Consider the following 25,302-nt stretch of genomic DNA (forward strand, 5'->3'; position numbering starts at 1 on the left):
CATAAGGTTGCTTTAAGCCTCGCCTGATATTGATAGGGCGAGGGCCAATCCGCCGGGGCGGAACAGGGGAAAGCGGGTGCGGGTGACACAGTCCGGCAAGCCAAAGGGTCGATGGGGGCGGACGGCCGTGGTCGTGAGCGTCATGGCTCTCGTGGCTTCGGCCGTCGCCGCCACCGGTCCGCAGGCCGACAGCCGGCGGATGAAGGTCGTCGGGGTCCTGACCAACGCCGAGGTGCCGCTGCCCGCCTTCGACGGCTTCCGCATGGGCATGGCCCGGCTGGGCTGGGAGCAGGGGCGGGACGTCACCTACGTCTTCCGCGGCGTCATCGCCAAGGACGAGGCTCTGGCTGCCGAGGCCCACCGTCTGGTGGAGCAGAAGGCCGACCTGATCCTGGCGCTGACCACCAAGGCCGCCCTCGCCGCCATCTCCGCCGGGCAGGGTACGCCGGACCCGGTGCCGGTGCTGTTCGCCCCGGCCAGCAACCCGGTGCAGACCGGGCTGGCGAAGTCGCTGCGCGAACCGGGCGGCGTGGCCACCGGCGTGACCTTCGGCAGCCAGGAGGCGCGGCGTCTGGCCTGGCTGACGCGCATCGTGCCGGACCTGACCTCCGTCTACGTGCCGTACAACCACGACGACGCCAGCCCCCGCGCCAGCCTTCCCATTCTGGAGGAGGCCGCGCGCAAGCTGGGCATCACGCTGGTCGTCGAACCGGTGGACGGCTGGGAGGGCATGCAGGAGGCTATGGCGCGGCTTCCCATGGACACGCGGGCGATGCTGGTAACGCCGGATCCCGTCCTGGCTTCGCACGCCCGCGAGCTTGCCCGCTTCGCCATCGACCGGGGCATCGCGCTGACCATGCCGCACCAGGGCGGGGTGGAGCAGGGAGCGCTGATGTCCTACGGCTTCGAAGGAAGGGACGTGGGCATGCAGGCGGCGAACCAGGGCGCCCTGATCCTGAGCGGCATGTCCCCCGCCGACCTGCCGATCGAATTTGCGGAGTTTTCCCTGTCCATCAATCTCGCCACGGCGAGCCGCCTTGGCATCACCATTCCCCGCGCCATCCTGCGGCAGGCCCGCGTGGTAATGCCATGACCGACGCGGTCAGCAGCCGCGCGCGCCGTCCCGCCCGGCCCCCCACCCGCCGCAGCATCCGGCGCCGGCTGACCACCGCCTTTTTCGGGCTGGCGGCCGGGCCGCTGGTGGCGCTCGGCGTGGTCCTGCTGCCCTACAGCTATCAGACGCGGCTGGCCACCTCGCTTGCGATGCAAGAGGAGACGGCGCGGCGGGTCATGCTGGACGTGACCGGACTGTTCCGGGAGACGGAGCAGTCGATGCGCGCGGCCATTGGCGAGATCAAGACCGCCGGCTACGAGGGCGCGGCGCTCGACCTGCGCCTCGACGCGCTGATCGCGGAGGCCCACCGCTTCTCCGAAGTGTCTCTGGTCGATCAGGCCGGCCGCGAGATCGCGCGCGCCGACTTCGACAGCATCGTGATGTCGGACGACCTGGGCAGTCTAGCGGAGATTCCCGCGGTGACCAAGGCGCTCGCCTCCGGCGCCGTCGTCTACGGGCCGGCGGAGTACGACCCGGCAACCGGGGAGCCATCCATGCTCGTCGCGCTGCCGTCGATCGCCGACGACCAGCACTCCCTGGACGGCGCGCTCGTCGCGCGCATGCGCATCAAGCCGATCTGGCACCTCGTCGCCCAGGCCTGGACTGAGCAAGGATTGCGCGCTTACGTCGTGGATTCGGCGGGCCGCGTGATCGCCCATCGCAACCCGTCGGCCGTGCTGAAGGGCATGACCGTCCCGCAGCCCTTGGAGGTCGGGATGGTTACCGGCCTCGACGGGGGGTGGGTGGCGCGCGCCGCCGTGCGCCGGCTGGTCGGCGCGCAGGCGCTGACCGCCGTCGTGGAGGTTCCCGCCGCCCAGGCACTGGAGCCGACGATCCGCATCCTGGCCGTGATGCTGGTCCTGCTGCTGTCGGGCGTCGTGCTGGCCGGCGTGATGGTCCACCGCGCGCGCCGCACGATCACCCAGCCGCTCGGCGCGCTCGCCGACACGGCGCGGGCCATCGCCGGCGGCGACCTGACGCGTCAGGCCGACGAGCGGCGGAACGACGAAATGGGCGACCTGGCCCGCGCCTTCAACGCGATGACCGCGCGCCTGCACGGCCTGATCGACGCCCTTCAGCAGGAGGTGTCCACCCGCCAGCAGGCGGAAGCGGCGCTGCGCGACCTGAACGAGGGGCTGGAGGAGCGCGTGGCCCGGCGCACCGCCGAGGCGGAAGCCAGCGAGCGGCACACCCGCGCCATCATGGACACCGTGTTCGAAGGCATCATGGTGCTGGACGAGGCCGGGACCATCCGCGCCATCAACCCGGCCGCCGAGCGCATCTTCGGCATGACCGCCGCCGAGGCCGTCGGCAGTTCCATCGACGCGCTGATGCCGTCGGACGAGGCCGGGTCACACGACGCCTATGTCGCGGAGTACGTCCGCACCGGCGTGACGCGCGTCATCGGCCGCAGCCGGGAGGTGATGGCGCGGCGGCGCGACGGAACCCTGTTTCCGATGGATCTCGCCGTGTCGGAACTGGTCACCGACGAGGGCCGGCTGTTCATCGGCAGCCTGCGCGACATCAGCGCGCGCAAGGAAATCGAACGGCAGCTCATCGAGGCCAAGGAACTGGCCGAGCGCGCCAACCGCGCAAAGTCCGAATTCCTGTCGGGCATGAGCCATGAACTGCGCACGCCGCTGAACGCCATCCTCGGCTTCGCCCAACTGCTGGAGCGCAGCGCGGGCACGGGCCTGCCACCCAAGCAGGCCGATTACGTCCGCATCATCCTGAACGCCGGGCAGCATCTGCTGGCGCTGATCGAGGACGTGCTGGATCTGGCGCGCATCGAGGCGGGGCGCGTGACCCTGACCATCGAGGACATTCCCCTGCGCGACATCGTCCTGGAGGCGCTGGACATCGTCGCCCCGGCCGCCGAGACGGCGGGCATCGTGATGATCGACGACACGGCCGGAGCCTCCGCTCCGCCAACCGTGCGCGGCGACCGGCGGCGGATCCGGCAGGCGCTCGTCAATCTGTTGTCCAACGCGGTCAAGTACAACCGTCCTGACGGATCCGTCACCATCTCGATCGACGTTTCCGAACCCTCCTGGCCGCGCCTCGTCGTCCGCGACACCGGGCGCGGCATCCCGCAGGATCGCCTGTCGGAGCTGTTCCAGCCCTTCAACCGCCTGAGCGCCGAGCATCGCGGCATCGAGGGCACGGGCATCGGCCTCGCCATCACCCGCAAGCTCGTGGAGCTGATGGGCGGCACCATCGGCCTGTCGAGCGTGGAGGGGGAGGGCTCGACCTTCTGGTTCTCCCTGCCCTCCGCCGGCCCGTCCGATGCGCCGTCCCCGCAGGCTGCTTCCACGGCCGACCGGACCATTCCGCCCTGCACGATTCTTTACGTCGAGGACAACGACGCCAACCGCCGGCTGATCGAGGAGTATCTCACCGGCCATGACGGCGTGAGCCTGCTGACCGCCGGGAGCGGTGCGGACGGCTTGGCGCTGGCCGGGATGGTGGACCCGGATCTGGTCCTGCTCGACATCAACCTGCCGGACGCCTCGGGCTTCGAGCTGGTGGGGCGGTTTAAGGTCCGCGCCGACGGATCGGCCCGACCGGTGCTGGCGCTGAGCGCCGATGCCTTCTCGCACGAGGTCGCGCGGGCCGAGGAGGCCGGCTTTGCCGGCTACCTCACCAAGCCGCTCGACCTCGACCGGCTGGCCGAGACGCTGCGCCGGCTGGCCCCTTAAGAAAGCAGTTTGCGGTACTGCACGAACCCCGATCGGTCGGCGATGCGGTCGTACAGCTTCATGGCGTCGGTGTTGGTCTCGTGCGTCAGCCAGTGCACGCGCGAGCAGCCGGCGGCTTTGGCGGTGTCGTAGACATACTCGATCAGCGTCCGCCCCAGGCCGCCGCCCCGCCGCCCCTCGGCGACGAACAGATCCTGCAGATAGCAGTAGTCGCCGACCGTCCAGCAGGAGCGGTGGTATATCCAGTGCACCAGCCCCACCGCCTTGTCCCCGTCGAACGCCAGCGCGCCGAACATTGGTTCGCCGGGATTGAGGAAGCGGTTCCAGGTGACCCGCGTCGTCTCCTCCGGGATGTCCGTCTTATAGAAGGCCTGATAGCCGTGCCACAGCGGCAGCCACGTTTCATAGTCGGCGGCCTCCAGCGGGCGCACGCGGATGGCGGAGGGCGTGGTGGACGGGGGTGTCGCCAAAGGGATTCTCCTGGGGGTGTCGGGTGGGGTGTCGGACGGCAAGTCCCCCATCACAGCCCTTCTTCCCGGCAAGGGAAAGGGGGATTTTCGACGTTGGTGCAAAACACGGTGCATCGACGGCTTTCGCCCTGAGGCGTTGGCGTCAGGCGATTTTCCGGGAGATGGGCATGCCGCGGGCGGTCATTGGTTGACGATGGCGCGGGAGGGCCGGGTCCGGCAGGCCGAGCGCGTCCAACTTGCTATCGTCCGGGCGCGCCGCGCCATCTTCCCCCTTCAGCTTTGTTACCGCGTTCTTGAGCATGCTGGAACATCGGAGCGCAGTTGAAGCACCGGCGGGCCGCCCGGCCTCTGGTTGGGGCTGTAGGCCCTCAGATGCAGCCGAAGTGAGAGCGGGGTGTTGCCGGTATCCGCAGAAAAGGCGGCTTCCGTTTTGGCCGTCAGTGCCTCCAGGAATGTTCCAAAAACATCATGGCTATCAATGAATTAGGCAACGGACACCAGAGGAGTCTCGGCCTGCAGGTGTCCCAAGCAGCCCAATGTCAGCACGTGGTGGATGGTTATCCCCAACCCGTAGTGGGCATCGGTCTATTGCCGTCTCAAAAACAGAGTTTTGACGGCCTCGCGGAGGCAATCGTCAGGTTTCCTCTGCCGGAGAATGCGCGGTCCGGGCGCTGCCGGTCCCCGCCCACGGACGTGAGAATGCTGGCCGGGCTGCCAAGACATCGAACACATCGAGGTTCTTCCACGCGAACGTCAGATCGACCGGGATGCCGACGGGCCAATCGACGGCAACCCTCCAGGTTTCGGCATCGCGGTTCTTCTGCTTGCGCTCGCAGGTCTTCTTGTCGGCGTCGTATCCGCTCACGCCCGGCCCGCCCGCGGTCGAGCATCACCGCCAAGTCATGGATGATGCGGCACCGCAGCCGGCGCACCAAGCGGCGGAACCACCAGTACACCGTCTGCCAGGGCGGGACGTTGCTCGGCAGCATGCGCCAGCCGCGGCCTGTGCGCGCCAAGTCGCGGATCGCCTTGATCACGTCACGCAACTCGATGCTCCGCTGCCGGCCCTGCTTGGCCAGCCGCGGCAACAGCGGCTCAATGACCGCCCGCTCAGCGTCGCTGACGCCCATCGGGCATCAATAAGCGGCACGCATGTGTTCAATATTAACAATTGATTATTCGTTTGCCCTTTGATGAATGAAAATGCCCTCATCGAAAGGGGGCATCATGACTTACCAAACTGCGATTTCCACACCGGCGCACTCGCGCCTTCTGCTTCCGCTTTCTTTCATTATTCTCTGGAGTTCCGGGTACATCGGGGGGGCGATCGGGCTTCATTACGCCGAGCCCTTCACGATGACGTTCCTGCGCTTTGGGACAGCCGGCATTCTGCTGCTCATCATCGCCCTGGCTATGGGGGCGCCCTGGCCCGAAAGTTGGACCAAGGTGGGACACATCGCGGTGGTCGGCTTCTTCATGCAGGCCACCCAGTTCGGCGGTCTCTATTCCGGCATGAACAACGGCGTGTCGGCGGGCGTATCGGCGCTGATCGTCGGCATGATGCCGATCTTCACCGCCATTGGGGCAGGCTGGCTGCTGCGCGAGAAGGTGTCCTGGCCGCAATGGTGCGGGCTGCTTCTGGGCCTTGGCGGCCTTGCCATCGTGGTCAGCCCGCGCATCACGGCCGGCGGCGACATGGCCGGCTATCTGCTGGTGGGCGTCGCGCTGTTCGGCATCACCGCCGGCACGCTCTACCAGAAGAAGTTCTGCGGCGGCATGGATCTGCGCACCGGCGGCTTCATACAGATGATGGTGGGCTCAACGGTCATGCTCATCCTGGCCACCCAGACGGAGACCATGCAGATCCGCTGGACCGGGGAATTCGTCGCCTCGGTCGGCTGGCTTGCCCTGATGAACTCCATCGGCGCCATCAGTCTTCTTTACGTGATGATCCACCGTGGCGAGGCAACCCGCGTCGCCAGTCTCTTCTACCTCATCCCGCCGGTTACCGCCGTGATGGCCTCGGTGATGCTGGCCGAACTGCCCAACCTCTACACCGTCGTCGGTCTCTCGCTGGCCGCCTGCGGCGTCTATCTCAGCAACCAAAAGTAACGACGGCAAACAACGTTCAAAGGAAGGGAGTGCTCAAGATGCGCGGAGCCCGTGTTCTCCAGAACATCGCAACCGCTTCGGAAACTCTGAAGCAGTTGGACTGGACGTCCTACGACCAGCCGGGGCGGAGTGGGGTGCAAATCCACCCGCTCTACGACACCAGCGACACCGGACCGGGTGGGCCGGCCGCGGCGCTCGTCCGCTACCTGCCCGGCGCGCGGGTGCTGCGCCACCGCCACCCGGGGTACGAGCTGATCTACGTGCTGGAGGGCGAACTGGTCAACGACTCCGGCCGCCATGGGCCGGGCACGCTGGAGGTCTGCCCGCCCGACAGCTCCCACGCGCTGTGGTCTGACACCGGCTGCGTCTTCCTGGTGGTTTGGGAACAGCCGGTCGAGCCGGACCGCTTGGAAAGCGAGCGGCTGCACCGCGAACTGCTGACCGAGCACGGGTCGTGATGACCGGCCCCGCAGGACCTTTCCCCCGCCACCCCAACGACGGACCATCAGCATGAAGATCGTGACCGCCGCCGAGGCCGCTCGGGCCGTCCAGGACGGATGGACCGTGACCACCGGAGGGTTCGGGTCCTGTGGCCACCCGGAGGCGGTGACGGCGGCGCTCGCCGACCGTTACCGCGCCGACCGGCACCCCCGCGACCTCACGCTGCTGTTCGCGGCGGGGCAGGGGGACCGGGGGGAACGGGGCCTCAACCGGCTTGCCGATCCCGGCCTGATCCGCCGGGTCATCGGGGGCTTCTGGGGCCTCGCCCCCGCGCTGGGCGCCCTGGCGATGCGCAACGAGATCGAGGCGCACAACTGGCCGCAGGGCGTGGTCAGCCATCTATTCCGTGCCGTGGCCGGTGGGCAGCCGGGGGTGATCACCAAGGTCGGGCTGAACACCGTCATCGACCCCGACCAGGAAGGCGGCTGTTTGAACGGCCGCACCGCGCAAAGCCTGATCCGCAAGATCCACATCGACGGCGAGCCCTATCTGCATTACCCCCGGCTGGGGATCGACTGCGCGATCCTGCGCGGCAGTCAGGCCGATACGCGCGGCAACATCACCATGGACCGCGAGGTGTCCTTCTCCGACAGCCTCGCCCAGGCCCAGGCTGCACGCAATTCCGGCGGCATCGTCATCGTCCAGGTGGCGGAGGTCGTTCCCGCCGGCACGCTGCCGCCGCAGCAGGTCCGCATCCCCGGCATTCTGGTGGATTATCTGGTCGTCGCCGACGAACCGGAGCACCACGCCCAGACGTATGGCGAGGGGCTGAACCCCCTCTACACCACGGCCGGGGCAGCGAGCCCGGCCGAAGCCCGGACCGACCAGCCGGCCAACGGCCTGCGCCGCCTGATCGCCCGCCGTGCGGCGGAGGAACTGCGCCGGCACCGCGACCCCGTGGTCAACCTCGGCATCGGCATTCCGGCCGAAATCGGGGCCGCAGCCGCCGCTGCGGGCCTCGATCGCTTCACCTTGACCGTGGAATCGGGGATGATCGGCGGAACCCCGGCCAGCGGACTGTCCTTTGGTGCTTCCGCACTGCCGCAGGCGGTGATCGAGCAGGCGGCCCTGTTCGACTTCTACGACGGCGGTGGCATCGACATTGCCTTCCTCGGTTTCGCCCAGGTGGACGGCCAGGGCAACGTCAACGTCAGCCGCTTCCGTGGCGGGCTGCCGGGGGTTGGCGGTTTCGTCAATATCTCGCAATCGGCCCGGCAGCTGGTGTTCTGCGGCACCTTCACCGCCGACGGGCTGGAGGTGGAGGTCGGCGGCGGGCGCTTGGCCATCCGCCGCGAGGGACAGGTGCAGAAATTCGTCCCCACCGTCGATCAGATCAGCTTCAGCGGGCCTTACGCCTGCGCGCAGGGCCGCCCGGTGACCTTCGTCACCGAACGGGCCGTCTTCACCCTGGTGGACGGCGTGCTGCACCTGATCGAGGTAGCGCCGGGCATCGACCTGCACCGCGACATTCTTGAGCGCACGGACATTCCCCTCGTCGTTGCGTTCGACTACCGGACCATGGATCCGGCCTTGTTCCAGTGACCGTGCCCGGCCTTCGGGCCGTGGTGCGTTTCGGCCGGGATTCATGCCTTCCGGACAGCGGGCGTCATCGCATCGGCCGAAAGGCCGGCCCGATGACGCCCGCTTTTTATTTGGAAGTCAGCCGCAAAAGCTTCGCTCTTTACTGGTCGAAAATATTATCAAATACATCCGTAAGCAATTGTGCGAGATGTGCGTTCTATTATGTTATCGATACATATTATTTATTATACCACGGTATATCGATCAGATAAATTACTAAGACGGAAAACTGGAGGAAACCAATGAAGAATGAGCCCGTCATTGTCATCGTCGGTGGTGGCGCCGCCGGCATTTCAGCCGCTTATCATTTGATCGACGAGGCCGCGAAGCATCAGCCGATGCCGCGTATGACGATCTATGTTGTGGAAAGCCGCCCGCGCATCGGCGCCGGAAACGCCTATGAGGCGGATTGGGAAACCAATCTGATGAACACGCGCGCCGGCGTGATTTCGCCAGTGGCGGGTGACCCTGGCCATTTCCTGCGTTGGACCCAGGCCAACACGGCGGTTTGGAAGGACCAGTTTCCGGGTTGGCGCGTCGCGGCGGACAGCTTCGTTCCGCGGCCGATGCTCGGGCTTTATCTGGAGCATTTGTTTATGGAAACCTGCCGTCAGGCTCTGCGCTGCGGCAGCCGGGTCATCCCGGTCCATGCGGAGGTCGTGGATCTGGACGTCAACGGCCCGAACGATCTGCTGGTCAAGACGGCGTCCAACCTGACGATCCGCGCCAATCACGTCATTCTGTGCCAGGGCCATCTGCCGTCGCGCGAGATGGGCGACCTGCTGGCCGAGCCTGGCGTCTTCGTCACCCCCTACCCGGTGCGGCGCGTCGCCCGCTCCATCGACCGGACGGCCGAAGTCGGCCTGATCGGCTCGCGTCTCAGCGCGGTGGACGCCATGCTGGGGCTGGCTGCGGCCGGACACCAGGGGCGCATCCACGTCTTTTCGCGCAGCGGTCGCCTGCCCAGCGTACGCGGCACACAGGAACGCTACACCCCCCGCATCATGACGCTCGATGCTGTCCGGCAGATGGTCGCCGCCAAGGGTAAGCTGCGGCTGGCCGACATGGTGGGGCTGGTCCGCGCGGAGATCGAACTGGCCGAGGGGCCGGGCTTCGATTTCGCGTCCTTCTTCGCCCCGGCCCCCGATCCGCTGACCTTCCTCGACCGGGAAATCGAGGCTGCCGGGCAGCCGCGCATGTGGCAGGCCGTGCTTTATGCCAGCAACGCCATCCTGGAATACGCGTGGCACCATATGGTCGAAGCCGACAAGGAACGGTTCGCGCGCGATCATTTCAGCCATTACATCGCCTTCCGGGTGTCGATCCCGGTGGAGAACGCGATCCGCATGCGTGACCTGATCCGCGATGGCCGCGTCCAAGTCCATGCGGGGCCGGTGGCGATCGAACCGCGCGGTGCGGACGGCCGATTCCGCATCGTCGGTGATGGTGCCGGCGAGGTGACCGCTGTGGACACCGTGATCGGCTGCCTGGGCACCCCGCGCGACGCGACGAAGCTGGACTCCCCGCTGTTGGAGCGGTTGTTCGCCAAGGGTATCGCGCGCCCCGACCGGTTCGGCGGCATCCAGGTCGATCACGGGACCGGCTATGTGCGGGGAGCCGGCGGCGTCGCCCGCGACGATCTGGCGGCCATCGGCGATCTGACCGCCGGGACGCACTTCTTCACCAGCGTGCTGGAGGTGCTGGCCCGCCATGCGCGGCTGCGCGCCGAGGCTATCGTCGGGTCGGTCGCGCAGGCGGCGTCCGGACGGGTGGAGAAAGCGCCCGTTCGTCAGGCTGCGGCGGTGTAAGCCAAGCATGTCGCTGGATCCGGCGGGGGGTGGGGAAGCGCCCGCTCCCCCACCCCCCGCCGATGACGGATGTGGCGAAATGCCTCAGCCGTGCGTGGGTGCTTCAGGAATGGCTTGCCATCGATCCCGGATCGGCAATAGCTTTTTTCAATAGAAAAAGAAATCAAGCTTAGCACGCTAAGCGTGTTTCGAGGCGCGACGGGGCGGGGGAAGCCATGAGGTTGAGCAACATCGACACGCAGCTGCTGCGCAGTTTCATCACCATCAACGACGTCGGGGGCTTCGCCAAGGCGGCCGACATTCTGCACATGACGCAACCCGCCATCAGCCAGCAGATGAGGCGGCTGGAGGAGATGCTGGGCCTGCCGCTGTTCCGTCGTCACGGACGGCTGATGCGGCTGACCAACCATGGCGAGACCCTGCTCGGCTACGCCCGCCGCATCGTTGCCCTGAACGACGAAGCGGTGCGACACATGGGTGGCATGAAGCGCACGCGGGAGACGGTCACGCTCGGGATCACCGAACACTTCCTGGACGCCTTTCTGCACCAGATCATCGCCGAATCCGCCCGCCGCCTCCCTGAAATCCGCCTGATCGTCCGCACCGGTACAAGCCAGCGGCTGATGAACGGAATGGAGCAGGGGGAGATCGACCTAGCCCTGACGCTGGGGGAGGCGGGGGGAACCGACGCGTCGACGCTGCAGACCATTCCGATCACCTGGGTCAGCGGCACGGACTACCGGTTCGATTCCTCGGACGCCGTGCAATTGGTAGTCTTCTCCGGCCAGTGCATGTTCCGCCGGCTGATCATCAACGCGCTCGAAGCGGCGAACCGGGTTTGGCACATCAGCTACGAAAGCGACGACCTCGCGGGTTTGCGGGCGGCGGTGCGCGCCAACCTCGGCGTGACCGCGCTGCCGGCCCAGCAGCTTCCGACTTACATGCAGGCCCTCGCCGTGCCAGCGGAACTTCCCGCCCTGCCGGTGGGCGAGTTGTCGTTGCGCTATCGCCCGGCCTGGAGTTCGCCCGCCGTGCAGGACGTCGGCGGCCTGATTGCCGACCTGTGGGGCCATCCTCCCGCCTCCGGCGCCCACACGGTCTGAGGTGGATGCCGTCGCCACGCGGCAAGTGGGCCTGGGGCACGGCGGGGAATTATGGGCTCATTTATTATCCCGGTCGGTTCTTGGGCATAGCTGTTGTGGCCCGAGATCATCGGCGCTCCAACCCGGAACTCTGAGCGGTTTTCGGACCGGATTGGCTGCTGCCAAACCCTCGGGGGCGTATTCGGGGGATGACTGCGTCGTCATGATGACCCCATCCTTTCATGAAATTGGGCCTTCACGAAACCCGGCGCGGTTCAATTCGCAATGACCGCTTCCGCCCGACGGCTGGCCCGTCTACGCCAGCTCTATACGCCAGCTTAATGAGGGCGTTTCCACGGGCAGCCTCGCGCTCCTGTACCGCTCGACGGAACACGACCACCCCGATCCAATTGCGTGCCCCGAATGCGGACGGAAATGCGCCATCGACGCCCCCACATGGTTTACAAGACACGCCCGCCTACCTTTCGGAGCCGAGAATGCCCGACAGCATGCCGAACCACGAATCCGCCAGCTACCGCCTTGCCTTCGAGGACCGCGACTTCCTGCTGAGCGAGCCGATGCGCGGGATGCGCTTCATGCTCGAATACGCCAAGCCGGAGCAGCACCTGAAGGCCTGGGGGGTCAGGACGACCATCGTGGTGTTCGGCAGCGCCCGCGTCCCCTCGCCCGAACTGTCCGAACAGATGCTCCGCGGCGCCCGCACGCCGGAGGACAGGCAGCGCGCCGAACTCCGCGCCAAACAGGTCCCCTGGTACGAGGAAGCGCGCAAGTTCGGCCGCATCGTGTCGCAATGCGGCGGCGCGCTGGCCCCGACGCCGGACGGGCAGCGCGACAACGTGATCGCCACCGGTGGCGGGCCGGGCCTGATGGAGGCCGCCAACCGCGGCGCGCAGGAGGTCGGCGCGCCCAGCATCGGCTTCAACATCAGTCTGCCGCACGAGCCCTACCCCAACCCCTACAGCACGCCGGACCTGACCTTCCGCTTCCATTACTTCGCCATCCGCAAGATGCATCTGGCGATGCGCGCCAACGGTCTGGCGATCTTCCCCGGCGGGTTCGGCACCTTCGATGAGGCGTTCGAGATCCTGAACCTGCGCAACACCAACAAGGCCTCGCCCCTGCCCATCGTGCTGGTCGGCCGCGAGTACTGGAACGAGGTGGTGAACTTCCAGGCGCTGGCCGACCACGGCATGATCAGCCCCGGCGACCTCGGCCTGTTCGACATCGTGGACACCGCCGAGGAGGCGTGGGAGAGCATGACCCGCCGTGGCCTGAAGCGCGGCCAGCCGCCGCTCGGCCCCGCCGGCACGGGCGTCTCGGCGGCCGAGGACGAATGAGACTCAGCTTTCGGGCGAAACCGCTTCGGCACCGCGCAGGCCGAAGCGGCCCACGCCCGGAAGCTTGACCGCGAGGTCCAGCGGATCGACGCCGACGGTGAGGCCGAGGAGATTGACCTCCACCCCCTCCTCCACCGCCAGCAGCAGGCCGGCGACGCCGAACAGGCTGATCTGCCAGCCGGTGCCGCTGGGCGCCTTTGCTACGAGGCCGGCGCCCAGATAATCCTTGCCGAGCGCGGTGGACGGCAGGTCGAGCCGGAGTTCCGGCACGGCGCGCCCCACCCAGGCGGCGAAGGTGTTGCTGTTTGGGCCGGGCCACACGCGATATTCCCCGGCGTAGGGGTAGGTCCGCGCGGCCTCCGCGATCTTGGGAATGGCCGCCTCCGCCTCGGCCCCGCGCAGTTCTGCCAGGACCACCGGGGGGGAGCCGAACCAGCGCCCGTCCGGGTCGCGGTTGCTGACCGCCACGGCCGGCTGGCCCCGGTAGACCCGCCAGCCGATCACCTCATAGACGGTGTAGGTCCGCGCGCCCGCCGGCTTGACCGCAAACCAGGGGTGCACGCCAAAGGCCCCGCGCCAGGACAGGGCGCGCGCGGCGTAGACCTGCACGACCGCCTCCGGCATCGTGGCCGGTTCCGGCGCGAGGCCGACGGGGCTGCGGTCGGCCCTGGACCAATCGACGCCCAACGTCGCGGTGCCCGACGCGATCACGAAGGCCGGCCCGGCGAGAAGCAGGATCAGCGTCAGCAGACATACCAGCAGCACCTTCACCGGCCCCTCTTCGCCTTCGATATCACTCCTGCGGTTCCGGAGCCGGCGCCCGCAGGACCTCCTCCACCCGCACGCCGGCCTCTCGGCAGATGCGGGCGAGCCGGTCGGAGGGCAGTTCATCCGTCACGAAGGTGTGGACCTGCGAGATGTGGCCGATGCGGACAGGGGCGGTGCGTTCCAGCTTGCCGCGGTCGGCGACCAGGATGACGTGCCGGGCGTTCGCCATGATCGCCTGCGACACGCGCACTTCGCGGTAGTCGAAGTCGAGCAGTGCCCCGGTCTCGTCGATGGCCGAGGCGCCGACGACCGCGAAATCCACCATGAACTGGTTGAAGAAGTCGATGGCGGCCTCGCCCACGATGCCGCCGTCCGACCGCCGCACCACGCCGCCCGCCACGATCACCTCGATGTGCGGTTCCGGACGCAGGATGTTGGCGACGTTGATGTTGTTGGTGATGACCACCAGCCCCGACCGGCCCTGAAGCGCGCGGGCGACCTCCTCCGTCGTCGTGCCGATGTTGATGAAGAGGGACGAGTTGTCGGGCACCAGCGCCGCCGCCCGTTCCCCGATCCCGCGCTTTTCATCCTGCGCAATCAGCCGGCGCGCCTCGTAGCCCAGATTCTCGATGCCCGACCCGGCCACGGCGCCGCCGTGCACCCGTTGCAGCAGGCGGCGGTCGCAGAGTTCGTTCAGGTCCTTTCGGATCGTCTGCGGCGTGACGGCAAAGCGCATCGCCAGATCCTCGACAACCACGCGCCCCAGCGACCGCGCGAGCGCCAGAATCTCGGACTGCCGGGGTGTCACCATGTCCATCGCGCGTCGATTTCCTTGCCCCTACACGGGTATTCAAGCAGCAGCGCAGGTTCGCGCGCAACTTCATTCGAAAACATCGTCCGAAGATCCGGCTCGCGCGCGGCTGATCGCACCGCCTCCCACCGTCGGATTGACGCTGCTGCCGGGGCCGCTGCTGCCGGGGCGCTTGGCGATCCTCTTTAGAAGGCCGCTTCCAGCAGGCCCAGCGTGCGCCGCAGCGCCAGCGCCGCGCTGTCGACGTCAAAGCTCGCCCGCTCGTCGCAGTTGAAGCCGTGCCCGGCCGGATAGGTGTGGACGATCACCGCCGGGTGGCGTTGCCGCACGCCTTCGGCGACGGAGAGCGGGATGGCTTGGTCCTTCTCGCCGAAATGCAGCAGCGTCGGCGCCTTGGGCACTGAGTCGAGGGTGTTGCCGATCTGGCCGCCATAATAGCCGATGGCCGCCCGCACCGGCAGGCGCGCCGCCGCCAGCCACGCCAGCGAGCCGCCCCAGCAGTAGCCGACCACCGCCGCATCCCCGAGTTCGTCCAGCGCCGCCTGCACGTCCAGCAGCGTCTTTTCGGTCTCCATGGACTTCATCAGTGCGATGCCGCGCGTGCGGCCGGCGTCGTCGTAGCCCAGTTCGACCTTGCGTTCCGCCCGGTCGAACAGCGCCGGTGCCAGCGTGACGTAGCCGGCGGCGGCGAAGCCGTCGCAGACGCGGCGGATGTGCGGATTGATGCCAAAGATCTCCGGCAGCAGCACCAGCGCGCCGCGCGCAGCACCGCGCGGGGCGGCCCGATAGGCGTCGAGGCGATGTCCGTCCGCCGCCGTCAACGCGACCCAATCCGTGGAAACATCCGTGCTCACCCTCGCCCTCCCATCGTTGTGCCGTCAATCGTCTTGCGGGCAGGGTGCGGCAAGCGCGGGCGGTGGATCAAGCCCCATGCGGACCGCCTTTCGGGGGAGGCGCCGGGCGGCGTCGCGCCGTGTTATGGTTGCCGCATGGAGGGGGAGGAACGCAGCCGGTGGATACTCTAAGCAAGCCGAACGCTCCGCGCCCGGCGTCCCAGCGCAAGACGGCAACGCCGCGCGATCCGGAAGGCACGCGCGCGCGCATCCTGGCGGCGGCGCGCGACGAGTTCGCCCGGTATGGGCTGGGCGGCGCGCGCGTGGACCGCATCGCGGAGGCGGCCGGCACCAACAAGCGCATGCTCTACTACCATGTCGGCAACAAGGAGGGCCTGTACCTCGCCGTGTTGGAGGCCACCTACGCCGACATCCGCGCCGCCGAGCGCGAACTGAGCCTGGAGACCCTGGCGCCGTCCGACGCCATCGCCCGGCTGATCACCTTCACCTGGCAGTATTTCATCGAGCATCCGGAGTTTCTGGCGCTGCTCAACAATGAGAACATCTACCGGGCCAAGCACCTGAAAGGCTCGCAGAACGTCAAGTCCATGCATTCCCCCTTCGTGCTGCTGATCGCCGACGTTCTGAAGCGGGGCGAGGCCGAGGGCGTCTTCCGGCCGGGGATGGACCCGGTGCAGCTCTATATTTCCATCGCGGCGCTGGCGTATTTCTACCTGTCGAACGCGCACACGCTCTCGGCGATCTTCGGCCGCGACCTGCTGGCCCAGCCGGCCAAGGACGAGCGGCTTGCCCACATGACCGAATTGGTGCTGTCGGCGTTGCGGCCTTGATTGGTTTGCACAACGGACAATCAGCATACCCATCTTGGCGAATTGACGGACCGAGCGGCGGCCCTGTAGCTTTTAACCAGCCGGTTAAAACGCGCACGCCAGAACAGCGCGCCCCGGCGGGGAGGAGCGCATGGACCGCCGACACGGCGCAGGCACGCTGGAGCGCGTGCTGAATTCGAGCTGGCTTCGGCCGCTGATCTTCCTGGTTCTGCTCACCGTGCTTTGGGACGTGACGGTGCGCGTCATGGCGATCCCGCCCTATCTGGTGCCGGCGCCGAAAGACGTGGCTCTGGCGCTGATCGACCAGTGGGACACGCTGCTGGCCGCCGCCGTGCCGACCACGCTGGCGACGTTGGGCGGCTTCGCGCTGTCGGTGGCGTTCGGCATTCCGATTTCCATGCTGATCGCCGGATCGCGCACGGTGGAGGCCTACGTCTACCCGCTGCTGGTCTTCTCGCAGTCGATCCCCAAGGTCGCCATCGCGCCGCTGTTCGTTGTCTGGTTCGGCTTCGGCATCGTGCCGAAGGTGATCTCGGCGTTCCTGCTGGGCTTCTTCCCCATCGTCGTGTCGGCGGTGCAGGGCTTCAAGTCGGTGGACCAGGAGATGATGGACCTGGCGCGCTCCATGAAGGCGTCGCGCCTCCAGACCTTCCGCATGGTCAGCCTGCCGCACGCGTTGCCGGCGATCTTCGCCGGGCTGAAGGTGTCGATCACGCTGGCCGTGGTCGGGGCGGTGGTCGGGGAGTTCGTCGGCTCCAACTCCGGCATCGGGTTCGTGCTTCAGCGCTCCATCGGCAATTTTGAGCTGCCGACCATGTTCGCCGCGCTGATCGTGCTGGCGCTGATCGGCGTGGTGCTCTTCTGGATCATCGACGTCATCGAGCGGCTCGCCATCCCCTGGCACGCGAGCCAGCGCCATCTCGTCGTCGCCACCGCCTGACGTGAAAAACCAAGGGATAACGGGAGGGTTCGCATGAAGAAGGCTCTGTTCGCGGCCGCCGCGCTGTTCGCCGCGTCATCCGTTTCAGGGTCGGCGTTCGCCGCCGACAAGGTCACGCTGATGCTGAACTGGTACGTCTACGGCGAGCACGCCCCCTTCTATTACGGCAAGGAGAAGGGCTATTTCGCCGAGCAGGGCATCGACCTCGACATCCAGGAGGGGCGCGGCTCGGCGGTGACGGCGCAGGCGGTGGCGGCGAAGACCGCCGACTTCGGCTACATCGACGTGCCGACCATGATCAAGGCGGCGGCCAAGGGCGCGCCGCTGGTGGCGACCGGCGTGCTGTTGCAGACCAGCCCCATGTCGGCCATGGGCTTCACCGACAAGAACATCCGCAAGCCGGAGGACATCAAGGGCAAGACCGTCGCCGTCACGCCCGGCGATTCCATGTCGCAGATCTGGCCGCTGTTCCTGAAGAAGACCGGCCTGAAGGAAAGCGACTTCCGCGTCGTGTCGGGTGATGCGCAGACCAAGCTGAACGCCGTCATCAACGGGCAGGCCGATCTGCTGCTTGGCTACGTCATGGACCAGTCGATGAAGATCAAGGACGCCACCGGCAAGTCGGTGACGCCGATCCGCTTCGCCGACTACGGCATCAAGATGGTCAGCTCCGGCATCGTGTCGAACACCGGCTATGTGCAGGAGAACGAGGACCTCGTGCGGCGCTTCATGGCGGCGGCGACCAAGTCGGTCGAGGAAGCCTCCAAGGACCCGAAGGCGGCGGCCCAGTCGATCCTGAACGCCAACCCCAAGGGCGGCCAGATCGCCACCCTGACGGAAGGGTTCGAGCTGACCATCCCCCTCTACAAGGACCCGGACGGTCAGAGCAGCCAGCCCTTCCGCGTGTCGGAGGACAACATGAAGGAATCGGTCGATCTGCTGGTTCAGTACGGCGGACTGGACGCGTCGGCGAAGGACAAGGTCGCCAGCTACTACACCAACGCCTACCTGCCGGGCTCGGTGGCCATGGGCTCCAGCAAGTGAGCTTGGGACCAATGAATCGGGGTAAGGAAGCGGAGAGCCGGGGATGGCATCATCGCATCTGAAGCTGGTGGGGGAGCCGCCGGAAACGGCGCAGCGGTCGCCGCAGACCCTGATCCGGGTCGAGGGTGTGTCGAAGACTTACCGCACGCGCGACGGCGAGGTGCCGTCCCTGCAACCGCTGACCTTCGACATCCGGGAAGGTGAATTCCTGGTCGTCGTCGGTCCCTCGGGCTGCGGGAAATCGACGTTGCTGAAGATGGTCGCCGGCCTGTTGCCGGTGACCACCGGCGCCATCCGCATCGAGGGCACCGAGATCAGGGAGCCGCACGACGACGTCGGCATCGTGTTTCAGAGCCCGGTGCTGCTGGCCTGGCGCTCGGTGCTGCGCAACGTCATGATGCCCGTCGAGGTGCGCGGCCTGCCGCGCGAGGAATATCTTGAGCGGGCCAAGGCTCTCCTGCGCATGACCGGGCTGGAGGGCTTCGCCAACAAATATCCCTGGCAGCTCTCCGGCGGCATGCAGCAACGCGCGTCCCTGTGCCGGGCGCTGGTGCACGACCCGAAGATCCTGCTGATGGACGAGCCGTTCGGCGCGCTCGATGCCATGACGCGCGAGCGCATGAACATTGAGCTTCAGCGCATCCAGCACGAGACCGGCAAGACCGTGCTGCTCATCACCCACTCGATCCCCGAGGCGGTGTTTCTCGCCGACCGCGTCATGGTGATGAGCGAGCGGCCGGGCACCATCGCCGCCACCTACGAGGTGCCGCTGCCGCGCCCGCGCACGCTGGACGTCATGGGCGACCCGGTCTTCGTAAAGCTGACGCAGACGATCCGTGCGCACTTCTACACGCAGGGGCACTTGGACTGATGGACGCGCCAAGGCTTCGGATAAAAGCCGTCGAACTGTTCGAGCGGCCGGTGCGCTTCGTCAAACCCTTCCGCTTCGGTGCCGTGACCGTGGAAGAGGCGCCGCAGGCCTTCGTCCGCGCGTTGGTGGCGGTGGAGGGAGTGGGCGAGGCTTGGGGCTGCACGGCCGAGATGATGATGCCCCGCTGGTTCGACAAGCGCCCGGAGCGCAGCCCGGCGCAAACGGTGGACGGGCTGCGGCGGTCGCTGGCGCTGGCGCGGGAGGCCTATCTGGCCGTCGCGCGGCCGGCGGCTGCTTTCGCGCACCACGCCGAGGCGCGTAAGGTTCAGGAGACCGCTTGCCTTGCGGCCGGCGAAACGAGGCTGAGCGCGGCCTATGGCCCGGCATTGATCGCCAAGGCGGTGCTCGACGGGTTGCTGCGGGCGGTGGGGCTGGATTTTTTCACGGGGATGGCTGCGAACGTCGCGGGCATCGACGCGCGGCTAACGCCGGATTTGGCGGGCTTCGACTTGGATGGCTTCCTCAAGGGGCTGTCGCCGCTGGAGGCGGTGAGCGTGCGGCACACCGTGGGGCTTCTGGATGATCCGGAAGGGCTGCGGGCGTTGGCCTCCAACCTCCGCCATTTCAAGATCAAGCTGGGCGGAGACCCAGCCGCCGACATCGCCCGGTTGCGCGCCATCGCCGCCGTGCTCGACGCGATGCCCGGCGGCTACCGCGCCACGCTGGACGGCAACGAGCAGTACCCCGACACGGCGGCTCTCGGCGCCTTCCTCGACGGGATGGAGGCTGCCCCCGACCTTGCCGCCTTCCGCCGCAATCTCCTCTACATCGAGCAGCCCATCGCGCGTGAACGGGCGCTCGACGAACCGCTTGGGTCTATCGGCGCGTACCACGCCTTCATCATCGACGAGTCCGACGATTCCTACGCCGCCTTCCCGCAGGCCCGCGCCGTGGGCTATCGCGGCGTCTCGTCGAAATCCTGCAAGGGCCTCTACAAGGCGGTGCTGAACGCCGCCCGCTGCGCGGCGTGGAACGGCGACGGCGCCCGTCACTTCGTCTCGGCCGAGGACCTGACCTGCCAAGCCGGGTTGGCCGTGCAGCAGGACGCCGCGCTGGTGGCGCTGCTCGGCATCGGCCACGCCGAGCGCAACGGTCACCAGTACGTCCACGGCTTCGCCGGCGCGCCCGACACCGAGGCCGAGGCTTTCCTGACCGCGCATCCCGGTTTTTACACCCGCGACGGCGGGGGCGTCCGGCTGAACGTGGACGGCGGCAGCCTGCCGACAGCCCCAGTTCGCGTCCCCGGCTTCGCCCACGCGGCGGAACCGCGTTGGGACAGCCTGCAACCGCTCGCCACCCCGGCCGCCATCAAGGAGTCCGTTCCATGAGCACGCGTCGTCTTGGGATCGTCATGCACGGCGTGACCGGCCGCATGGGGATGAACCAGCACCTGATCCGCTCCATCCTCGCCATCCGGGCGCAGGGCGGTGTCGCGCTGTCCGACGGCACCCGCGTCATGCCCGATCCGATCCTGGTCGGCCGCAACGCCGACAAGATCCGCGCATTGGCCGAGAAGCACGGGGTGGAGCGCTGGACCGACGATCTCGACCGGGCGCTGGCGGATCCTAAGGACGAGCTGTTCTTCGACGCCGGCACCACGCAGATGCGCCCCATGCTGCTGGAGCGCGCCATGCGCGCCGGCAAGCACGTCTATTGCGAAAAGCCCATCGCCACCAACCTCGCCGAGGCGCTGAAGGTGGTCCGGCTCGCCGGGGAACTCGGGCTGAAGAACGGCACGGTGCAGGACAAGCTGTTCCTGCCGGGCCTCCAGAAGATGCGCATGCTGAAGGAAAGCGGCTTCTTCGGACGGCTGCTGTCGGTGCGCGGCGAGTTCGGCTATTGGGTGTTCGAGGGCGACTGGCAGACGGCGCAACGTCCCTCCTGGAACTACAAGGCGGAGGAGGGCGGGGGCATCATCCTCGACATGCTCTGCCACTGGCGCTACGTGCTGGACAATCTGTTCGGCGAGGTGCGCAGCGTGTCGTGCCTGGGCGCCACCCACATCCCCGAGCGCTGGGACGAGCAGGGCCGCCGGTACGAGGCCACCGCCGACGACGCGGCCTACGCCACCTTCCAACTGGAGGGCGGGGTGATCGCGCAGATGAACTCCTCCTGGACGACGCGGGTGTACCGGGACGACCTCGTCACCTTCCACGCCGACGGCACGCTCGGATCGGCGGTGGCGGGCTTGCATGACTGCGTGATCCAGCCGCGCGCCGCCACCCCGCGCCCGGTGTGGAACCCCGACCAGCGGCAGACGCTGGACTTCTACGACACTTGGGCGACGGTGCCGGACAACCAGCCTTTCGACAACGGCTTCAAGGCGCAATGGGAGATGTTCATCCGCCACCTCTGCGAGGACGCCCCCTACCGCTACACGCTGATGGAAGGCGCCAAGGGCGTGCAGCTGGTCGAGGCCGCGCTGGAAAGCTGGAAGGAGCGCCGCTGGATTGACGTCCCGGCGCTGGAGGCGTGACCCATGTCGATCTCAAACTCCCTCTCCACCTCCCTCACCATCCGCCTGCCGCGCCCCGACCGCACCCTGGAATCCTATGAGGTCTCCGAAGCGCGCGGCTTCCCCAACAAGATTACCGGGCCGCTCAACCGCGTCGCCTTCGCCGCCGCGCATGTGGTGGCCGACCCGCTGGCCGACAACGACCCGTGGCTGACCCCAGCCATCGACTGGGACCGCACGATTGCCTTTCGCGAGCATCTTTGGGATCTCGGCTTCGGCGTGGCCGAGGCGATGGACACCGCACAGCGCGGCATGGGGCTGGACTGGTCGGCCTCGTTGGAGCTGATCCGCCGCTCGCTGGCCGCCGCCAAGCCGCGCGGCGGGCTGGTGTTCAGCGGGGCCGGCACCGACCATCTGGCGCCGGAGGAGGCGCGCTCCATCGACGACGTGATCCGCGCCTATGAGGAGCAGGTCTCGGCCGTCGAAGGGCTGGGCGGGCGCATCATCCTGATGGCCTCGCGCGCGCTGGCCCGCGTGGCACGGTCGCCGGAGGATTACGCGCGGGTCTATTCCCGCATCCTGTCCCAGGTGAGGGAGCCAGTCATCATCCACTGGCTGGGCGACATGTTCGACCCGGCGCTGGCCGGCTATTGGGGCACGCGCGACCTGGACGCCGCTATGGACACGGCGGTGTCGATCATCAACGACCACGCCGCCAAGGTGGACGGGGTGAAGATCTCGCTCCTCGACAAGGATAAGGAGATCGTGATGCGGCGCCGGCTCGACGGGCGCGTGCGCATGTACACCGGCGACGACTTCAACTACGCGGAGCTGATCGCGGGCGACGAGCGGGGGTTCAGCCACGCGCTGCTCGGCATCTTCGACGCCATCGCGCCGGCCGCCTCGGCGGCGCTGGCGGCGCTGGCCCAGGGCGACGCGGCGACGTTCCACCGTATCCTGGAACCCACCGTGCCGCTGTCGCGCCACATCTTCCGAGCGCCGACGCGCTTCTATAAGACCGGCGTGGTGTTCATGGCCTATCTGAACGGGCATCAGGGCCATTTCACCATGGTCGGCGGGCAGGAGAGCGCCCGGTCCACCCTGCATCTGGTGGAGATCTTCAAGCTCGCCGACAAGGCCGGCCTGCTGCGCGACCCGCAGGAGGCGGTGTGGCGGATGGCCGACGTGCTGGCGGTGCGCGGGATCGAGGCGGTGTGATGCGCGATTTCTCTCCACGGGATTTTTCCGGTGATCATCGCTGGCTGTCGATCAACACCGCCACGGTGAAGGCGCAGGGCGACCTCGTCCAGATCGCCGAATCCTGCGCCCGGCATGGCATCCGCGCCATCTCCCCCTGGCGGGATCAGGTGGCGGCGGTCGGGCTGGAGCGCGCCGTGCAGGCGGTGCGCGCGGCGGAGCTGGAGCTGTCCGGCTACTGTCGTGGCGGCATGTTCCCGGCCGACCCGTCCCGCCGCGCCGAGGTCCGCGACGACAACCGCCGCGCCGTGGACGAGGCAAAGGCATTGGGCGCAGCCTGTCTGGTGCTGGTGGTCGGCGGCCTGCCGCAGTTCTCCCGTCCCGGCTCCGCGCCCAGCAAGGACATCGCCGGCGCAAGGGCCATGGTGGAGGATGGGATATCCGAGTTGCTCGAATACGCCCGCAGCGCCGGTATACCGCTGGCCATCGAACCGCTGCACCCGATGTACGCCGCCGACCGCGCTTGCGTGAACAGCATGCGCCACGCGCTCGACCTCTGCGACCGGCTGGATCCAGGGCGGACCGGGGCGCTCGGTGTGGCGGTGGACGTGTACCACGTCTGGTGGGACCCGGAACTGGAGGCGCAGATCGCCCGCGCCGGCCGCGACAGGCTGCTGGCCTTCCACATCTGCGACTGGCTAGTGCCGACGACCGACCTGCTGCTCGACCGGGGCATGATGGGCGATGGGGTGATCGACATCCCAAAGATACGCGCCCTCGTGGAGGCGCAGGGCTATCAGGGCCATGCGGAGGTCGAGATTTTCTCCAACCGCTGGTGGGCTCGGCCCATGGGCGAGGTGCTGCGCACCTGCATCGAGCGGCACCGGACCGTGGTCTGAGGGGCGTGATCCCCGGAGCTTCGTTGGGACGGCGCGGGCGTACGGATTTCCGAACGCCCGCGCCCGCATCCATTCGGAAATCCGAATGACCGGCGTCCGCTCCGGGAAAACATTTCAGTGACATCAGCAATTTAGCGCCAGTCTCCGAATGGCGGAGGGCTGGCATGCGTGTTGCGACTGTGGTCCCCACACCGTCTGAACGGGGCGGATGCACTGGGGAGTGGAACAGTCCGATGAGCCGCACAGCCGCCACCCGCAAGCCGCCGCGCTGGTTTGCCGCCCGCTGGCCGACATCGGTGGTGTCCGGCAGGAGGCCGGCGTGCGCAATTCGATCGGAATTGTCACCGCGCTGAACCTCTGCATCGGTTACGCCAACGCGGTGGAGGTGGCCGCCGAGGCCCACCGAACCGGCAGGGGTGCCCGCTCAAAACGGCTGGCTGATCCGTGCGGCGGCCCGTTTCGCCGGTTCTTTTCGATCTGTTGCCCTGGTCCCCGGCCGGGCGCCCGCACCGGGGAAGGTGAGGTATGATGAACACGAACAAGCAGACGACCCTGATCATCGTCGCCATGGTGCTGGGCATCCTGGTCGGATACGCCTTCAATCTTCTGGTCAGCCCGGCGGCGGCTAAGGAGGTCGCCGGCTATTTCGCCATGGTGACCGATATTTTTCTGCGCCTGATCAAGATGATCATCGCGCCGCTGATCTTCGCGACCCTGGTCGCCGGCATGGCCGGCATGGGCGATGCCCGCACCGTCGGCCGGATCGGCGGCAAGGCCGTGGGGTGGTTCCTGATGGCGTCGCTGGCCTCGCTCGCCATCGGCCTGGTCTTCGCGAACCTGTTGCAGCCGGGCGCCAACATGGGCGTGCCGCTGCCCGACGCCGGTGCCTCGGCCGGCCTGAAGACCTCGGCGCTGAACCTGAAGGACTTCATCACCCACGTCTTCCCGCGCAACTTCGTGGAAGCCATGGCGAACAACGAGATCCTGCAGATCCTGGTGTTCTCGGTCTTCTTCGGTCTGGCGCTGGGGCAGTTGCGCGACACCAAGGCGGGCATGCTGGCGCAGTCCATCGAGGAGGTGGTGCCGGTGATGCTGAAGGTCACCGACTACGTCATGCGCTTCGCCCCCATCGGCGTGTTCGCCGCCGTCGCCAACGTGGTCGCGACGCAGGGCCTTGGCGTGCTGCTGGTCTACGGCAAGTTCATGGGCAGCTTCTACGTGACGCTGGCGGTGCTGTGGGCGGTGCTGATCGGCGCGGGTTTCCTGGTTCTGCGCAAGGACGTGTTCCGTCTGGTCAAGGCCGTCCGCCAGCCGATCCTGCTGGGCTTCTCCACCGCATCGAGCGAGTCGGCCTACCCGCGCGTGATGGAGCAGTTGCAGCGCTTCGGCGTCAAGGAACGGGTCGTCGGCTTCATCCTGCCGCTGGGCTATTCCTTCAACCTCGACGGGTCGATGATCTACACGACCTTCGCGGCGCTGTTCATCTCCCAGGCCTTCAACCTGCCGCTCACCATCGAGCAGCAGATCATCATGCTGCTGGTGCTGATGGTGTCCAGCAAGGGGATTGCCGGCGTGCCTCGCTCCTCGCTGGTGGTGGTCGCCGCCGTCCTGCCCATGTTCAACCTGCCGGAGGCCGGCATCCTGCTGATCCTGGGCATCGACCACTTCCTGGACATGGGCCGCACGGCCACCAACGTGCTGGGCAACGCCATTGCCACGGCGGTGGTCGCCAAGTGGGAGAACGCCCTCGGCACCGGGGATGAGACCGACGAGGAGGCCGTTCCCGAGCCGGCTCCCGCCACGGCCGCCGTTGCCGCCCCGGCCCCTGCTGCCGCCGGGTGACGCCGT

Annotated in this window: 24 protein-coding genes and 1 pseudogene; 18 read left to right on the forward strand and 7 right to left on the reverse strand. The window is 67.5% G+C overall.

Going from position 1 to position 25,302, the window contains the following annotated elements; all coding sequences use genetic code 11:
* Nucleotides 1-142 precede the first annotated feature (142 nt).
* The gene (locus tag J2852_RS24960; RefSeq protein WP_209880902.1) at nt 143-1,093 is read left to right on the forward strand and encodes an ABC transporter substrate-binding protein; all 951 of its coding nucleotides are present in this window, start codon (nt 143-145) and stop codon (nt 1,091-1,093) included.
* Nucleotides 1,090-3,813 (forward strand): ATP-binding protein, encoded by a 2,724-nt coding sequence (locus tag J2852_RS24965; protein WP_209880904.1) that lies wholly within the window; start codon nt 1,090-1,092, stop codon nt 3,811-3,813. The genes J2852_RS24960 and J2852_RS24965 overlap by 4 nt, the downstream gene beginning before the upstream one ends.
* On the opposite strand, the gene J2852_RS24970 is transcribed toward J2852_RS24965, so the two are convergent.
* From J2852_RS24970 to J2852_RS32425, 4 genes and pseudogenes are all read right to left on the reverse strand, one after another.
* Nucleotides 3,810-4,283 (reverse strand): GNAT family N-acetyltransferase, encoded by a 474-nt coding sequence (locus tag J2852_RS24970; protein WP_246499964.1) that lies wholly within the window; start codon nt 4,281-4,283, stop codon nt 3,810-3,812. The genes J2852_RS24965 and J2852_RS24970 overlap by 4 nt on opposite strands.
* Nucleotides 4,284-4,425: 142 nt before the next feature.
* The gene (locus J2852_RS24975; RefSeq protein WP_209880907.1) at nt 4,426-4,584 is read right to left on the reverse strand and encodes a hypothetical protein; all 159 of its coding nucleotides are present in this window, start codon (nt 4,582-4,584) and stop codon (nt 4,426-4,428) included.
* Between the two features lie 333 nt (nt 4,585-4,917).
* On the reverse strand, nt 4,918-5,148 hold the full coding sequence (locus J2852_RS31735; RefSeq protein ID WP_246499965.1) for a hypothetical protein: 231 nt from the start codon (nt 5,146-5,148) through the stop codon (nt 4,918-4,920).
* Nucleotides 5,144-5,413, reverse strand: a pseudogene (locus tag J2852_RS32425) (transposase); the annotation flags it as partial. The pseudogene J2852_RS32425 and the gene J2852_RS31735, both read right to left, overlap by 5 nt.
* Nucleotides 5,414-5,510: 97 nt before the next feature.
* On the opposite strand from J2852_RS32425, the gene J2852_RS24985 reads away from it, so the two are divergent.
* The 6 genes from J2852_RS24985 to J2852_RS25010 all read left to right on the forward strand — a co-directional run bounded on the left by J2852_RS24985 (nt 5,511) and on the right by J2852_RS25010 (nt 12,725).
* Entirely contained in the window at nt 5,511-6,395 is an 885-nt protein-coding gene (locus J2852_RS24985; protein WP_209880911.1) for a DMT family transporter, read from the forward strand.
* Between the two features lie 38 nt (nt 6,396-6,433).
* Nucleotides 6,434-6,853: a cupin domain-containing protein gene (locus J2852_RS24990; RefSeq protein WP_209880913.1), complete on the forward strand. Its 420-nt coding sequence runs from the start codon at nt 6,434-6,436 to the stop codon at nt 6,851-6,853.
* Nucleotides 6,854-6,905: 52 nt separating this feature from the next.
* Nucleotides 6,906-8,438 carry an acyl CoA:acetate/3-ketoacid CoA transferase gene (locus J2852_RS24995; protein ID WP_209880915.1) on the forward strand — a complete coding sequence of 511 codons (1,533 nt, stop codon included), beginning with the start codon at nt 6,906-6,908 and terminating at the stop codon, nt 8,436-8,438.
* Nucleotides 8,439-8,719: 281 nt separating this feature from the next.
* Complete coding sequence (locus J2852_RS25000; RefSeq protein ID WP_209880917.1) at nt 8,720-10,285, forward strand: FAD/NAD(P)-binding protein; 1,566 nt, start codon at nt 8,720-8,722, stop codon at nt 10,283-10,285.
* Nucleotides 10,286-10,500: 215 nt separating this feature from the next.
* Complete coding sequence (locus tag J2852_RS25005) at nt 10,501-11,388, forward strand: LysR substrate-binding domain-containing protein (protein ID WP_209880919.1); 888 nt, start codon at nt 10,501-10,503, stop codon at nt 11,386-11,388.
* Nucleotides 11,389-11,864: 476 nt separating this feature from the next.
* On the forward strand, nt 11,865-12,725 hold the full coding sequence (locus J2852_RS25010) for an LOG family protein (RefSeq protein ID WP_209880920.1): 861 nt from the start codon (nt 11,865-11,867) through the stop codon (nt 12,723-12,725).
* A gap of 3 nt (nt 12,726-12,728) precedes the next feature.
* Here the strand turns inward: J2852_RS25010 and J2852_RS25015 are convergent, their stop codons facing one another.
* The 3 genes from J2852_RS25015 to J2852_RS25025 form a co-directional block, all read right to left on the reverse strand.
* Nucleotides 12,729-13,496 (reverse strand): DUF3750 domain-containing protein, encoded by a 768-nt coding sequence (locus J2852_RS25015; RefSeq protein WP_343206817.1) that lies wholly within the window; start codon nt 13,494-13,496, stop codon nt 12,729-12,731.
* A gap of 22 nt (nt 13,497-13,518) precedes the next feature.
* Entirely contained in the window at nt 13,519-14,310 is a 792-nt protein-coding gene (locus J2852_RS25020) for a DeoR/GlpR family DNA-binding transcription regulator (protein WP_209880924.1), read from the reverse strand.
* A gap of 179 nt (nt 14,311-14,489) precedes the next feature.
* A complete protein-coding gene (locus J2852_RS25025; protein WP_209880925.1) occupies nt 14,490-15,158 on the reverse strand; it encodes a dienelactone hydrolase family protein in 669 nt (222 codons plus the stop codon).
* 158 nt (nt 15,159-15,316) lie between these two features.
* Here J2852_RS25025 and J2852_RS25030 point away from each other — a divergent pair, with 158 nt between their 5' ends.
* The 10 genes from J2852_RS25030 (at nt 15,317) to J2852_RS25075 (ending at nt 25,296) form a co-directional block, all read left to right on the forward strand.
* Entirely contained in the window at nt 15,317-15,988 is a 672-nt protein-coding gene (locus J2852_RS25030; RefSeq protein WP_209880926.1) for a TetR family transcriptional regulator, read from the forward strand.
* Nucleotides 15,989-16,118: 130 nt separating this feature from the next.
* Nucleotides 16,119-16,928, forward strand: coding sequence for an ABC transporter permease (locus tag J2852_RS25035; RefSeq protein ID WP_209880927.1), 810 nt, complete (start codon nt 16,119-16,121; stop codon nt 16,926-16,928).
* Between the two features lie 33 nt (nt 16,929-16,961).
* Nucleotides 16,962-17,972 (forward strand): ABC transporter substrate-binding protein, encoded by a 1,011-nt coding sequence (locus J2852_RS25040; protein ID WP_209880929.1) that lies wholly within the window; start codon nt 16,962-16,964, stop codon nt 17,970-17,972.
* 43 nt (nt 17,973-18,015) lie between these two features.
* Nucleotides 18,016-18,843, forward strand: a complete 828-nt coding sequence (locus J2852_RS25045) for an ABC transporter ATP-binding protein (RefSeq protein ID WP_209880931.1) — start codon at nt 18,016-18,018, stop codon at nt 18,841-18,843.
* Nucleotides 18,843-20,231 carry an enolase-like domain-containing protein gene (locus J2852_RS25050; RefSeq protein ID WP_209880933.1) on the forward strand — a complete coding sequence of 463 codons (1,389 nt, stop codon included), beginning with the start codon at nt 18,843-18,845 and terminating at the stop codon, nt 20,229-20,231. Before J2852_RS25045 ends, J2852_RS25050 begins: the two co-directional genes overlap by 1 nt.
* Entirely contained in the window at nt 20,228-21,379 is a 1,152-nt protein-coding gene (locus tag J2852_RS25055) for a Gfo/Idh/MocA family protein (RefSeq protein WP_209880935.1), read from the forward strand. Before J2852_RS25050 ends, J2852_RS25055 begins: the two co-directional genes overlap by 4 nt.
* A 3-nt stretch (nt 21,380-21,382) precedes the next feature.
* A complete protein-coding gene (locus tag J2852_RS25060; RefSeq protein WP_209880937.1) occupies nt 21,383-22,576 on the forward strand; it encodes a dihydrodipicolinate synthase family protein in 1,194 nt (397 codons plus the stop codon).
* Complete coding sequence (locus tag J2852_RS25065; RefSeq protein ID WP_209880939.1) at nt 22,576-23,454, forward strand: sugar phosphate isomerase/epimerase family protein; 879 nt, start codon at nt 22,576-22,578, stop codon at nt 23,452-23,454. Before J2852_RS25060 ends, J2852_RS25065 begins: the two co-directional genes overlap by 1 nt.
* 220 nt (nt 23,455-23,674) lie before the next feature.
* Nucleotides 23,675-23,983: a hypothetical protein gene (locus J2852_RS25070; protein ID WP_246499966.1), complete on the forward strand. Its 309-nt coding sequence runs from the start codon at nt 23,675-23,677 to the stop codon at nt 23,981-23,983.
* Nucleotides 23,980-25,296 carry a dicarboxylate/amino acid:cation symporter gene (locus J2852_RS25075; RefSeq protein WP_209880941.1) on the forward strand — a complete coding sequence of 439 codons (1,317 nt, stop codon included), beginning with the start codon at nt 23,980-23,982 and terminating at the stop codon, nt 25,294-25,296. The genes J2852_RS25070 and J2852_RS25075 overlap by 4 nt, the downstream gene beginning before the upstream one ends.
* Nucleotides 25,297-25,302: the final 6 nt, after the last annotated feature.

This window comes from Azospirillum soli, assembly GCF_017876165.1.
Lineage (GTDB): Bacteria > Pseudomonadota > Alphaproteobacteria > Azospirillales > Azospirillaceae > Azospirillum > Azospirillum soli.